Source organism: Verrucomicrobiia bacterium, assembly GCA_019634625.1.
Taxonomy (GTDB): domain Bacteria; phylum Verrucomicrobiota; class Verrucomicrobiia; order Limisphaerales; family CAIMTB01; genus CAIMTB01.
Genome location: JAHCBA010000006.1, coordinates 84,379 through 98,718, shown reverse-complemented (window position 1 = coordinate 98,718; position 14,340 = coordinate 84,379). Strand labels below are relative to the sequence as shown.

The 14,340-nt window shown below is 68.2% G+C and carries 9 protein-coding genes; all 9 read left to right on the top strand.

Going from position 1 to position 14,340, the window contains the following annotated elements:
• Positions 1-208 precede the first annotated feature (208 nt).
• Positions 209-1,432 (top strand): glycosyltransferase family 4 protein, encoded by a 1,224-nt coding sequence (locus KF833_05460; protein MBX3744737.1) that lies wholly within the window; start codon positions 209-211, stop codon positions 1,430-1,432.
• Between the two features lie 134 nt (positions 1,433-1,566).
• A complete protein-coding gene (locus tag KF833_05455) occupies positions 1,567-3,993 on the top strand; it encodes a hypothetical protein (protein MBX3744736.1) in 2,427 nt (808 codons plus the stop codon).
• Between the two features lie 13 nt (positions 3,994-4,006).
• Complete coding sequence (locus KF833_05450) at positions 4,007-5,362, top strand: hypothetical protein (protein ID MBX3744735.1); 1,356 nt, start codon at positions 4,007-4,009, stop codon at positions 5,360-5,362.
• 18 nt (positions 5,363-5,380) lie between these two features.
• Positions 5,381-6,055, top strand: a complete 675-nt coding sequence (locus tag KF833_05445; GenBank protein ID MBX3744734.1) for a hypothetical protein — start codon at positions 5,381-5,383, stop codon at positions 6,053-6,055.
• Between the two features lie 120 nt (positions 6,056-6,175).
• Positions 6,176-7,237, top strand: a complete 1,062-nt coding sequence (locus tag KF833_05440; GenBank protein MBX3744733.1) for a hypothetical protein — start codon at positions 6,176-6,178, stop codon at positions 7,235-7,237.
• A gap of 63 nt (positions 7,238-7,300) precedes the next feature.
• On the top strand, positions 7,301-10,228 hold the full coding sequence (locus tag KF833_05435; GenBank protein ID MBX3744732.1) for a PSD1 domain-containing protein: 2,928 nt from the start codon (positions 7,301-7,303) through the stop codon (positions 10,226-10,228).
• Between the two features lie 368 nt (positions 10,229-10,596).
• Positions 10,597-11,031: a PIN domain-containing protein gene (locus KF833_05430; protein MBX3744731.1), complete on the top strand. Its 435-nt coding sequence runs from the start codon at positions 10,597-10,599 to the stop codon at positions 11,029-11,031.
• A complete protein-coding gene (locus tag KF833_05425; GenBank protein ID MBX3744730.1) occupies positions 11,028-12,422 on the top strand; it encodes a DUF1501 domain-containing protein in 1,395 nt (464 codons plus the stop codon). The genes KF833_05430 and KF833_05425 overlap by 4 nt, the downstream gene beginning before the upstream one ends.
• A 288-nt stretch (positions 12,423-12,710) precedes the next feature.
• On the top strand, positions 12,711-14,333 hold the full coding sequence (gene der / locus KF833_05420; GenBank protein ID MBX3744729.1) for a ribosome biogenesis GTPase Der: 1,623 nt from the start codon (positions 12,711-12,713) through the stop codon (positions 14,331-14,333).
• Positions 14,334-14,340 lie beyond the last annotated feature (7 nt).

The following is a 14,340-nucleotide window of genomic DNA, read 5'->3' as shown; positions in this document are numbered from 1 at the left end:
TGCGATGTGCCCATCGAGGGCATCCATGCCACGCGTTCCGACGGGGCCGGGCAAGTCCATTTTCGAGACAAGGCAGGGTTGACGCCCTGATCCCGATTGAAAACCCTGCGGCCCGGTCCGGTCGGTTCCAGGCCGAACCCAGGCCGAACCCAGCTCGAATCGCATCACGCCCGATCCTTCCCGCCCGCCCCGCCCTCCCTCCCCGCCCGTGCGCATCGCCCTCCTCAATGCCCAAGGCGGTTGTGTCGGAGGACTGGAGATCCACCTGGCGCGACTCCTGCCCGCCCTCCAGGCGGCGCAGCATGAGGTCCGGCTCTTTCACGAATGGCCACCCCCTCCGTCCCGCGCACCCATCGCGCCGGACCACGGCCAGTCCCTCGCCGGACGCGACGACCGCGAAGCTCTCGAATGCCTCGCCTCCTGGCGTCCGGACGTCCTCTATGTTCACAGCCCCATGCGCCCATCGCTTGCCATGGAGGCGGTGCGGCGCTGGCCGGCCGCGGCCTTTCAGCACGGTTACTTCGGCACCTGCGCCACGGGATGGAAGCGCATCCACACGCCCCGCGCCCAACCCTGTTCCCGCACGTTCGGATGGTCCTGCCTGGCCTGCCACTACCCCCTGCGCTGCGGCGGGTGGAACCCCTTCGCTCTCTGGCGTGGGTTCGTCGCGCAACGTGGATGGCAGCGTGTCATGCGCCGGTTCGATCTCATCGCCTGCCACTCCGACGCCATGGCCCGCGAACTCCACCGGCACGGGTTCCCCCCGGGGCAGGTCCGCACCCTCCCCTTTCTCGTGCCCCCTCCCAAAACGGGTGGCTCGGCATCGCAACCGCGGTCCTTGCCGCCCGACGGACCCGTCCGCCTCGTGTTCCTCGGCCGGCTCGAACCCGTGAAGGGCGCCCTGCTTCTCCTCGACTCCCTGCCCATCGTCCGGCGCGCCCTGGGACGGCCCCTCGTTCTGCATCTCGCCGGTGAAGGTCCCCATCGGCCTGCCCTCGAAGCCCGGGCCCGGGCAATCGTGGCGACCGATGACATCGAAGTGAGGTTCACCGGTTGGATCGGGGAGGACGCCCGGCATCGCCTGTTCCAATCCAGCGATCTGATCGCGGTGCCGAGCGTCTGGCCGGAACCGTTCGGTCAGGTCGGCGTCGAGGCCGGTCATTGGGGCATCCCGGCCGCGAGCTTCGATGTCGGAGGGGTTCGCTCCTGGCTCCATCCCGGGATCAACGGGCACCTCGCTCCGGGCGATCCCCCCACCATCGCCGGTCTCGCCCACGCCATCGTCGCCTGCCTCTCGGACCCCGGGCATTACCGGCACCTGAGCCGGGGCGCCCTGGACGCCACCCAGGCCTTCCTGGAGGAACCCCACCTCCGCGCCGTTGAACAACTCCTCACCGACGCCATTCGACATCGATCCCGTTCGGGCCCGTAAACGCTCCGCTCCCGACCCGCGCCGTGCTCCCGCGCCGCCGTTGAGTCCGGCAACCACGTCCCAATCGTGGCTCACCCGCCTCCCATGCCGCCCCTTGCCAGCGGACCCAGGGAGTCGAACTATCCCGGCCCGGCATGCATGCCTTGCACGGTCGCTCCGCGACGTTTGCCGCACCTCCCCGGGGCACCCCCGCCCCCGTGGTGTGGCGGCTGGGGCTTCTCCTCCTCACGGCCCTTCGGATCCCGGCGCAACCGGCGTCGGAGGACCCCCTGCCCCCGCTGCCCCCGCTGGACCCCGGCCGCCCCCCGGCAACCGGCTGGACGGCCTGGCAGTCGGTCCCCCGCCTGCTCGGCGTGTCGCAGGCGGACATCGTCAGTGGCACCTCGTTCCAGGGCGACACCACCCGGCGGCGGGCTTCGGGTCAGAACCATACCACCGTGTTCATGGAGTTCCGGCGCCTGTCGGCGCAGGAAATCGGGACCCTGCGTGGGGTGGGCTGGAGGGTAGCCTCCGCCCACGGTGCGGCTTCGCTCCATTCCTGGTCCGAGGTCTACACCTCGCTCGGCGAGGGCAGCGAGGCCTCCAACGCGGGGTCGTATTCCGGTCCCTTCAGTCTGCAGAGGGACGCCAACCTCTACATCAGCCTCGACGATGGCGGAGGCGGCTTCATGACGCTTGGCACCCCCGCCCAGCCGTGGAGCGAGCGGAGCTGGGGATCGGCCACAAGGTTCAGTTCCGACACCTTCTCCCTGGAGACACGGAACTTCGACGACCTCCTTCCCCGTCCGGCCCATGAGACGGCATTCGAGAACTCGTGGGTTCCCTTCAACGCCCCCAAGGAGGCGATGCCCTTCTCGGCACGGATGGCAGTGTCGCAGATCACGGACCAGGGGCATGGCTGGTTCCGCCGCGAGGCGTGGGTGCAGTTCTGGCCGGACTGGAGCGACGTGGAACTCCAGGTGGAACTCCACGTGGAGACGGATCGCGAGATGCCGTTCGAAACCTGGCGGCCCGAGGGGAATGACACGCACCCCGATCGGGCTGGCCCGAAGCCGTTGCGGATCGAAGCCCTGCTGCGGCCCAGGGCCGAGGCGCCGACGCCCGAACAGTGGCGGGCATTGCCGGAGGTGCGGCGCTTCCGGTTCGAGTTGAACGGGACATCCCGCGAGCCCGGGGTGTGCATGAACTGGCCCTCGCCGTCCGGCCCCCCGTTCCTGGGCGAGGATCCCCAGTTCGACCTGCGCTTCAGCGCGGCCATTCCCGAAGTCACGGTGCTGTCCCCCATGGGCCAGAAGGCGGGCGTACCCCAGCTCGCCGGTGGCGACCTCGAACCGCGTCGGGGTTGGGTCCGCCTGAACAGCTACGATTTCGGCGCCTTCGCGGAATTGCAGGTCTACGCCGAACTCGCCGACGGCCGTGAGATCGTGGGTCACCGCAGGGTCGGCGGGGAACGGCATTACAGAATCCCCATCCCGGAGCGTCCCCTGGGCAGCCGGATCGCCCAGGTCTGGCGGAACCAGAATCCATTCACGGGAACGGACGACGCCGACGACGACGATCAGCCGACGGGGGACGGACAGAAGGGGGACGGTTTCAGTGCCTACGAGGAATACCGGGGTTTCCGGGTGAACCGCCGCCATGTCTCCACGGACCCGGCGGTGAAGGACCTGTTCATCCGCAACCTGAACAAGGGCCCCGTGGGCGCCGCGTGCCGCCTTCTCGAAGTCCAAACCGCCGTGGACGCCCGCAAGGGCTTGAAGATCTGGGACGCCCTTGCCGACGAGGAATGGCAGGATTCCCGGGTGATGAATCCCAACCGCGGCGCCAACTCGCCACGGTCTTCGGAGGAGTTTCAGCACGGCATCCTGGTCGAACCCAACCTCGCCACCAATGGCGCCGTGATCATCTCCTACGCCGACGTCATCGCCACGCCGTGGCGCCCCAAAAACGTGCGACGGGTGGTGGTCCACCCTTACGACAACACCGTCGAGACCATTGCCCACGAAATCGCGCACGCGATCGGGGTCCATCACCATGGGGACGCCGATTTCCACGCCCGATGGACCGTTCGCGAGGCGGTCCAGCCCGATGGCACGGTGACGCGGTGGTTCGAGGAGCAGGCTCATCGGTCCGATTCCGCAACAGGCACGCTGGTTCCCGTCGGACCAGGGTATCGCATCCGCGTCTTCCGGGAGGGCCAGTCTCTCGAAGTCCTTCCCGAGAACGGCACCAACGTGACCATCGCCCCCATGCCGATCTATGTGGCGCGGCGCGGCGGACAACACTCCGGCGACCGGTACTGCATCATGCGCTACGACCTGGCCGGGGCGTACATTCCACGGAACGGACTGATCATCGACCGCGTCCTGACGCCCAAAAACGTGCTGGTGGTGCTCCCGGGCATGAACCCGTACGTCCTGTGCCGCAATTGCCAGGGAACCTCCTTCAACCCGGCCCGCTTCGGCCACGCAACCCGGGGCGATTGCGTGAGCCAGCTCTGTGTGCGCGACAGCGCCCCAGCCCGTCCCCCGCCCACGGGCAAATGTCCCGACACGCCCTGATCCCGTCTTCCCCATGAACCTCCGCGCCCTTTGTCTCGGACTGGGTTGCCTCCTTGCCGGCGCCCTGTCCGCTCCTTCCCAGGAACCCGACGCCGGTGTGCTGTATCTCGACCTCGCGGGCGACCCGGTGCAGGGCCCGCGCGGCTGGCCATGGCCGTTCGTCTGGTATGTGCTGAACCCGGGAACGGTGCCCGACACCCTCGTGGTTGAGGGCTCCGATGGCACCGGGATCCAGGTCTCGGCCGTCACGCCCGGACGCTGGTGGCTGTCACCCGCGCAGACCCTGGACCTTCCCACCGGCCCCGCCGTGGCCAGGTTGGGTCAGGCGGTACTGCCGTTCGATGTGGTCGATCGGCCCACGCCCCTGACGCCCCACCAGGAGGAGGCCCGTCACCTGGTGCGGATTCGACATCTGCTGGCGCTGGGACCGGCCGCCGAGGCCCAGCGGTTGGCCGGGGCGTGGCTGGCAGAGCAACCCGACTCGGTGCTGGCCCGCACGCTGCTGGCGGATGCCCTCGCCGCCCAGGGTCGGGCGCGCGATGCACTGGCGTCGTACCAGACCGTCCTCGATGTCCAGGACTGGAACCTCCGCCCGCCGCACAGCCTCCTTCTCGCCGTCAACGCGGCCTGGGAGGACGTGGTCGCCACGCTGCCCCTGGCCCCGCCCTACGAACCCGAACCGGTCACACTCGAAGAACAGGACAGGGCCTTCGGCGAAGACCCGAACGGGCAGTGGGCCGCCACGGTCACAGCCAGCAGCGAGTACCAGTCGCAGGGCGATTACTCCGCCTCGCGCGCCGCAGGGCCGCCCGACGTCACGCGTTACGGGGACAGCCGGTTCGCATGGGCCAGCCGGACCGCCGATGGCCAGGAGGAATGGCTCGATGCCACATTCGCCCGGGCCGTTCATGCCACCGCGGTACGCGTCAGGCAGGTGTTCAACGTCGGCGCCATCTCCCGCATCGAGGTGTTCGACCCCGCCGGCGTCGGCACAACGGTGTTTTCAGGATCCGACACCAACGCCTACACCCCAAGGCAGATCGCCTGGTTCATCATCCGGTTTCCAACAACTGGCCGCCCGGTGCAACGGGTCCGCATCACCCTCGATTCCCCCCGTGTCCGCGGTTGGAACGAAATCGACGCCATCCAGCTCGTCGGCACGCCCCCCACCGTGGAACGTCCGACCCTTTCCTACACCTGGCAGTCCGAATCCCGCACCCTCCACTTCGCCCCATGGCCGGAAGGCTTCGTGCTGGAACGGGCCACCCGCCTCGCGCCTCCCGACTGGCAACCCCTTCCCGAGCCGGCGCCCGTGCGCATCCCCCTCACCGGCGAACCCGCCTTCTTCCGGCTCGTCCGCGCTCAATGACCCGTGCATCCCGAAGGGGTGGGTGATAAGGCAGCGAATCGGAGGGACGAACTGGGCGGCGCGAACCTTGGCACCCTCCCCGACGCCGACGATCCCGACCAGGACGATCCGCGGCGCTTCGGACCATGGGCTTCGTTGATGGCCGGCGGTGCGGGGGTGGAATGGTATTTCGGCTGGCAGAACAACAGCCCGTTCAGCGACCTCTCCTGCGAGGACTGGCGAACCCGTGAATCCATGTACCGCCAGACGAGGATCGCGCTCGATTTCTTCCACGAACACCTCCCGTTCTGGTGGCTGGCTCCGGCCGACGAGGCGGTCGTCGGTCACGGCGCACAAGGCCTGTTCGCTCCCGGCGAACTGTACGCCATCCACCTGCCCCACGGCGGCGGAACACGCTTCGACCTCGGCGATCATCCCGGCCTCTACGAAATCCTGTGGTTCAACCCGCGCACCGGCGAGGGGCTGCGCCCGGGCAACATCCGCCAAGGGCCCGGCCCGGGCCTCACCTGGACCGGCTTCCCGCCCGGCACGGATTACGCCAGTGGCCTGAACCACAACCTCTGCATCATCATTCCCGAATGGGAGATGGTCATCGTCCGCATGGGCGTCGACGGCAACGCGCCGCCCGGCACTCTCGACGCCTTCCTCCGCCGCCTCACCCTCGCGGTATCGCCCCTGCCCGCCGACCCATGACCCTCCAACGGCCACAGTAGATACGCGACGGCCTCCTGCTCGCGCCATGCCTTCCAGATCGACCTATTTATTGAGAGCATCCTCCTAGCCCGTGGCGGAACGACCGCTAGGGTGCGCCGCATGACCTTTCCATGGTTTCGCCCTCGCGGGATCTGCCCGGACCCGGGACCGAACCGGGGCGCGAACCGGCTGGCCTGGGCGTGTCTGCTGGCCGGGCTTGGACTCCTTCTGGCCGGACGCTCGGCGGCCGAAGTGCCCGGGCATCGGGTGGATGGAAACGGCGTCCACCTCGTCGGCGTCGGCCCGGACAATCCGATCCTTTACGACAACGACTGGTGGTTCGATGTCTTCGACAACAACTACCTCTGGGCACTGGCCAGCCTCGGAAAGGCAAACCTCCGGGGCAACATCGTCTCGCGTGACATGTGGGATTGGGACAAGGGCTATCACTACTCCTTCGAGCAATCGTGGCAGGACGCCGAAAAGGCGCTGAAGCTCGCACGCGACTCCGGCCTGAAAAACATCCCCGGGCTCACGCGCGGCGCCGACCGTGTGCTCGTGCGGCCGGACAGCGGGCGCATCGAGGACACCCTGGCTCGTCCCACCGACGGCAGCCGCTTGATCGCGGTCGAGGCGAGGAAGGCGTCGCCGGAGAAGCCCCTGCTGATCATCGCCGGCGGGCCGCAGACCACCGTGGCCAACGCATTGCTGACGAACCCGGAGATCGCGGCGAACCTCGTCGTGTTCAACCTGACCGTCAGCAACTATGGCTACAACGGCAAGGACGGCTGGGCCGCCTACATCGTGGCGAAACGGACTCGATACGTGGACTGGGGCGGCGGCGCGTTCTGGGACCGCGACTCGGTCTTCCGCGCAGAGCACTTCGACAGGCTGCCGGACAACCCGTTCACAGAGGATATGAAACGCTTCATCCGGACCGATCTCGGCCGGGCCAACCAGCTCGGCGACGGAGCGCCGCTGGTCTGGCTCTTCCAGCCGATGTGCTGGACCGGTGCCGAAATCCGCCGGGCGGAATTCGAGGGCCGCGCGCTTGTCTTCCGGCCCGTACCGCCCGGTGAGGCCGGCGACGTGCTGGTCATCCCCAAGGCCGCCACCGATCTGCCGGCGAGCCGGGAGGAGTTCTTCCGCGTGATGACCCATCCGCGGCTGTTCGCACGATGACGAGTCCATCGGACAGCGCTTGAGTTTCCACCCGCCAATCCGGTACCCCATCAGCGTTCCGCCATGAACTGCCACCGCCGCCTGCGCACCGCGCTTCGAACGGCCATCGGATTGTGCGCCCTCGCCCGCGTGCTCGCCGCCGACGAGGCCGTGCTCTTCCGCGCGATCAACCTCAACGGCCCGGGTGCCACCCTCCTCGGCCAGTCGTGGGAGGGCATGGACACCCCCCACCTCGTCGTCCGTCAGGGAAACCGGTTTGAGAACCAGGCCGTTCTCCTCCGCCCGCCGACCGACCCGGTCAAGGCGCAGATGATCCGCAGCAGCATCATCGGCAGCCGGGTGGACCTCGAACTGATCGACGTCCCGCCGGGTAACTACCAGGTGTTCGTGTACCTCTGGGAGGACAACCACAGCGAACAGATCGACCTGCTGATCAACGACCGGCCCTTCCTGGAAAAGGCCCACACCGGCAAGGCCGGGCTGTGGCGGCGTCATGGACCGTGGCCGGCGGAAAGTCAGGACGGGAAGATCAGGATCTCCGGTCGCGCCCCGGGCCACGGCGCCGTCAACCTGTCCGGCCTCGAGGTCTGGTCCGGCACAGGCCCCGTGCCGGTGCCGGAGGGGCCGCAGTTCGTCCTCGATCCCTCGGCAGAACAAATCGAGTTCTTCGAGCGCCGGGTGCGGCCGGTGCTGGTGGACAATTGCTACGAATGTCACCGGGCCGGCGCGCGCCAGTTTGGCGGCAACCTCCTGCTCGATTCCCGCGCGGGCATCCTGCGCGGCGGCGACACCGGTCCGGTCATCACCCCCGGCGATCCCGAGGCGAGCCTGTTGATCCACGCCATCCGCCATACGGACCCGCAACTCACCATGCCGCCCCGCGAACGACTGTCGCCGCTGGCCGTCGCCGACATCGAGGCCTGGGTCCGCATGGGCGCTCCCGATCCGCGCACCAACGACACTGTCGCCGTGCAGCTCGCCCGCGAATCCATCGACTGGGACCTCGCCCGCCAATGGTGGTCGTTCCAGCCGGTGTCCGATCCCGCCCCGCCCGACATCCAGGATGAGGACTGGCCCGCCAACCCCCTGGACCGCTTCATCCTCGCCCGGCTGGAACAGGCGGGCATCGGGCCCGCTGCCGACGCGGACCGCCGCGCATGGATCCGCCGGACGACATTCACTCTCACCGGGCTGCCGCCCACACCGGAGGAGGTGGCGGATTTCCTCGCCGACGATTCCCCGGAGGCCTTCGCGCAGGTGGTGGACCGCCTGCTGGCTTCACCGCACTACGGCGAACGCTGGGGCCGCCACTGGCTGGACGTGGTGCGCTACGCGGACACCGCGGGGGACAACTCGGACTTCCCCATCCCGCAGATCTACCGGTACCGGGACTGGGTCATCGCCGCGTTCAACCGCGATCTGCCCTTCGACCAGTTCGTGCGCGAACAACTGGCCGGCGATCTGATGCCGGCGGAAACCCTCGATGACACCCTCGACCGCATCGTTGCCACCGGCTATCTCGCCAACGCCCGCCGCTTCGGGTCGCGCGTCGAGGATTACCCGCAGCACCTCACCATCGAGGACACCCTCGACAATCTCGGACGTGCCTTCCTCGGGCTGACGGTCAGTTGCGCCCGCTGCCACGACCACAAGTTCGATCCGATCACCGCAGCGGATTACTACGCGCTCTACGGCATCTTCCACAGCACCCGCTACCCGTGGCCCGGCATCGAGCTGGACAAGACGCAGCGCGACCTCGTGCCGCTCGTCCCCCCGGAACAACGGGCGGACGCCGAATCCCTCCCCGGGATCCGCGCCGGGGAACAGCGTCGTCTCGAACGGGAAGTCCGGCGCCTGAAGGATCGGGTGAAGGATACGCCGGAAGAAGAGAAGGCCGCGTTGGAGGAAGAGATCAAGGCGGCGGAGAAAGCCCTGAACGATCACAAGAACCAGCCGCTGCCCTTCGAGCTCGCCTACGCCGTGGCCGAAGGGGCCCGCATCGGCGACGTGGCGCTCCAGCGTCGGGGCGACCCCGCCCTTCCCGGCGAGGTGGTGCCACGGCGCTTCCTCACCGTGCTCGGCGGAACCGCCCTCCCGCCCGGCCACCCGTCCAGCGGCCGCCGCGAACTGGCCGAATGGATTGTGGACCCCGCCAACCCGCTCACCGCGCGCGTGATGGTCAACCGCATCTGGCTGCATCACTTCGGCCGCGGCCTGGTGACGACGCCCAACGACTTCGGCAAACAGGGCCAGGCGCCCACGCATCCCGCCCTGCTCGACTGGCTGGCAGCCCGCTTCGTGGAGTCCGGCTGGTCCGTCAAGGCGATGCACCGCCTTATCCTGCTCTCGCGCACCTACCGGCAATCCGCCACCCGCGACGAGTTGGCCCTGGCGAAGGACCCCACCCTCGAACTCTACAGCGGCTTCCCCCGCCGCCGGCTCGATGCCGAGTCGCTCCGCGACGCCACCCTCGCCATCAGCGGCAACCTCGACCTCACCCCGCACGGCCCGCATCCCTTCCCCCCCCAGACAGCCTGGAACTTCACGCAGCACAACCCCTTCCGGGCGGTGTACGACCATCCGCGGCGCAGCGTTTATCTGATGACCCAGCGGATCCAGCGCCATCCCTACCTCGCCATCTTCGACGGCGCCGACCCCTCCGCCAGCACCGCCGTCCGCGCCGTGAGCACGACGCCCCTGCAGGCGTTGTACCTGCTCAACGACGCCTTCGTGCATGAACAGGCCCGGCACTTCGCCGAACGCATCACCACCGGAACGGACGGGGACGAGGCGCGCCTCCGTCGGGCCTACGAACTCGCGCTGGCCCGACCGCCGGACCCGGAGGAGCTGAACCACGCCCGCGAATTCCTCGAGGCCGCCCGCACCCTCCTCGCGCGGGAATCCGCGGCAACGGCGGAGCCTGAAACCGCCGCGTGGCAGGCCTTCGCCCGCGTGCTCTACCGACTCAATGAATTCGCCTACGTGGACTGATCGGACATCACCTCGTCAGGGGCCCCCCATGGGTACCCATCAGGGGAGGGCGCGTCGTTTCAAACCCTTGTTGGTTTCTTCGCTCCCAACCATCCTGCACGCATGACAACCACGGTCCACGAGGGCAATCAGGTCAGCATTCCTCCGGAAATTGCGCGGGAGTTTGGCATCCGTCCGGGGATGCGCCTGGACTGGTCCGCGGGGGGCGAAGGGACGATTCTCTTGAAACCTCGGCCACGCCGGGCGGAACTCGCTCGCCGTCTGATGGGAGCGGGCCGACACTGGCTCCAGCCCGGCGCCGATCCCATCAGAGATCTGCTTCGCGAACGTGCCCAGGATGAGCCGCCGCAATACGGTGTCGCAAGGCCATGACGCATCTGTTCGACACCACCGCCCTCCTGGCGCATTACCTCGCGGAGAATGGCGCCGAGCGCGTGCAGGCGTTGTTGGAGGATGAGAGGGTGGTCGTCGGTGTTTCGATCCTCTCGCTCTATGAGTTTGAACTGCGCCTGCATCACCTGGGGCTTGATGAGCCGACCCGGGCCGGAGAACTGGACCGCTATCGCGAACTGCTCGACCGGGTCGTGGACGTGCATGAAGCGGTCCGCGGCGAGGCCATTCGCCTGCGCACCCGTGCCATCGCGCATATCTCGGCCATGGATGCGTTGATCGGGGCCACCGCGTCGTTGCATGGGGCGACACTGGTCCATCGTGATCCCCACTTTTCCGCCATTCCGACGGCGTTGTTGTGCCAGGAACTGCTGCCCGCCAAGAGAACCAGTCCACCCCCCGACTGTTCATGAACCACCCCCTCCTTTACCGCCGTGCCTTCATCCGTTCGCTGGTCGGCAGCTCGATGCTGCTGCCCGGCATCGTGTCCAACCTCCTCGCCGAGTCCGGTTCCGCCGCCCCCGCCGCGGCCGATCCCCTTGCGCCCAAGCCGCCGCATTTCCCGGCCAGGGCCAAACGCGTCATCTTCATCTTCTCCAACGGCGGGGTGTCCCATATGGACACCTTCGACCACAAGCCCGCGCTCTTCGCCGCCGACGGCAAGACGATGGGCGTGGGGGGCGGCCTCTCAAACCAGCTCCGCCGCCTGCTCCGGCCCGGCTGGGAGTTTCACCCGGGCGGACGCTGCGGCACGCTCGTCAGCGACCTCTTCCCCCACCTGCGCGAGCGCATGGACGACGTCTGCCTCATCCGCTCGATGAAGTCCGATGACAACGAACACTACCAGGCCACGCTCGCCATCCACACGGGCTCGTTCTTCTTCTCCCGCCCGAGCATCGGCTCCTGGATCAGCTACGGCCTCGGCACCTTCAACCGCAACCTGCCCTCGTTCATGGTGCTCTCCGCCGGGTCGCCCTACGCCGGCACGCAGATCTTCAACAACGATTTCCTGCCCGCCTACCACCAGGGCGTGCGCGTCGTGCCCGGCAGGGAACCCATCGCCAACCTCGATCCCCGCACCCCGCGCCGCGAATTGCAGGAACTGGAACTGGGCCTGGCCGGCGCGTTCAACCAGCGCCACCTCCAATCCCGCGGCCACGACAGCGAACTGGCCGCGCGCCTCCGCGCCTTCGAAACCGCCTTCCACATGCAGACCGAGGCGCGCGAAGTGTTCGACCTGTCGCAGGAAAGTGACGCCACCCATGAACTCTACGGCATGCAGCGCGGACAAACCGACGGCTTCGGCTGGCCCTGCCTCGTCGCCCGCCGGCTCGCCGAGAGCGGCGTGCGCTTCATCGAGATCGTGGACGGCACCTCCAGCCACAACTGGGACCAGCACGGCGACATGGCCGAGCACGCCAAGCATGCCAGGAACATCGACCAGCCCATCGCCGGACTCCTGACCGATCTCAAGCAACGCGGCCTTCTCGACGACACGCTCGTCGTGTGGACCACCGAGTTCGGCCGCACGCCGGGCGTGGACGGCGAAAAGGGCCGGGGTCACCACAGTTCGTGCTTCTCCTCCTGGATGGCCGGCGGCGGGGTGAAGGGCGGCATGGTGCATGGCACCACCGACGACATTGGCGCGACCGTCACCGGGGACCTGGTCCACGTCCACGACTTCCATGCCACCATCCTGCATCTGCTCGGCATCGACCATGAGCGTCTGACCTTCCGCCACGGCGGACGTGACTACCGGCTCACGGATGTCCATGGCCACGTCGTGCACGAACTGCTGATGTGAGTCGCGGTGCGAGGTTCCGCGAAGGATCGGCATCCCGAAGGGGTGGGTGAGAAGGCAGCGAATCGGAGGGACGAGCTCCGCGATTCCTCAACCCCACGCACCACTCCCTTGCGGCCTCGTGGAACTCGGCCCTCCGATCTCACCCCTTTGCTTCACTCCGGAGAGACGAGCTCCGCGAGTCCTCATCCCATCGCTCCCCTCCTCCTGGTCCCCCCGCGATGCGGCAAGTCAGCCCGGACCTTCACTTCGCCCTTCATCCCGCGGTCTCTCCTCCCCCATGCTCCCCGCGTGCCAGGAGTCCTCGCCATTGTCGGCCGGCCGAACGTCGGCAAGTCGGCCCTCTTCAACCGCATCGCCGGTCGCCGGATCGCCATCGTCCACGACCTCCCCGGGGTCACGCGCGACCGCGTGACCGCCGAGGTCGAGTGGAACGGCCGTCCTTTCACCCTGATCGACACCGGCGGCCTCGGACTGCGGCGCGGCGAAAAGGCCCAGGACGCCATCACCCAGGCGGCCATGGAACAGGCCTCCGTCGCCATCGAATCCGCCGACGCCATCATCCTGGTGGTCAACGTCCAGGAAGGACTCGTCCCGCTCGATGCCGAGGTCGCCGCCCGCCTCCGCGAAGCCGGCAAACCCGTGCTCCTCGCCGCCAACAAGTCCGACAACGAACGCGTCGCCGCGGGTGCCGTGGACTTCGCATCGCTCGGCTTCGACCGCCTCTTCCCCGTCAGCGCCATCCACGGGCGCGGCGTCGAGGCGCTCATGCGGGCCGCCCTCGATCACCTGCCCGAACCCGGACCAGACACCGCATCGATTCGCCCCGCGCCTGCGGAATCCGACCCGTCCGCGGACCCGGAGACGGCCGCGGATCGTCCCCGCGATCCGGACGCCCCGCTGAAGCTCGCCATCGTGGGCCGGCCCAACGTCGGCAAGTCCTCCCTCATCAACGCCCTCACCCAATCGAACCGGGTGGTGGTCAGCGCCGTTCCCGGCACCACCCGCGACGCCGTCGATGTCCCGTTCGAGATCGAGACCGAGGGACGCCGCGAACGCTACGTCCTGGTCGATACCGCCGGGGTGCGGAAGCGGCGCAGCATCGACAACTCCATCGAGTTCTTCAGCGTCAAGCGCACCGAGGAGGCCATCGGCCGTTGCGACATCGCCATCCTGGTGCTCGACGCCGCCGACGGAATCCGCGAGCAGGACAAGAAGATCGGCGCCCTCATCACCGAGGCCCGTCGCGCCTGCATCGTGGTGGTGAACAAATGGGACATGGTGGAAGAGAACGTCCGCGAGGCCCGTGAACGGGAAATGCAGCGCCGCGAGTCCGGCGTCCGCAAGGGCCGCAACACCGAAATGCCCATGACCACCCTCGGCGAGTTCGGCCGCTGGGTGCAGGAGAAGCTCTTCTTCCTCGACTACGCCCCGGTGATCTTCACCTCGGCCGCCTCGGGCTTCCATCTCGATCGCCTCCTCGAAGCGGTGCGCTACGTCGCCGCCCAGCTCCACCAGCACGTCCCCACCGCCGTCCTCAACCGGACCCTTCACGACGCCGTCACCCGCCGCCAGCCGATCACCCCGCGGGGCGACCGCCTCAAATTCTATTACGCCACCCAGATCGGCCAGGCGCCGCCGCGCTTCGTCCTCTTCGTCAATCGCAACGACATCCTCGACCGCCCTTACGAGAAATATCTCTCCGGCTCGCTGCGCACCGCCTTCGGCTACGAGGGTTGTCCCCTCGTCCTCATCCTTCGCGCCCGACCCAAGACCATCGAATCCGTCCGCAAGGACCGCCCCGCCCCAAAGGGACGCAAGGTCTCCAGCCGACCGCCCGCCCGCGCCCGATCCGACCGATCCGCCCGCCCCGCCAAACCCACCCGGCGCGGCAAGATCCGGGGCCGCCGGTAGTTCCGTT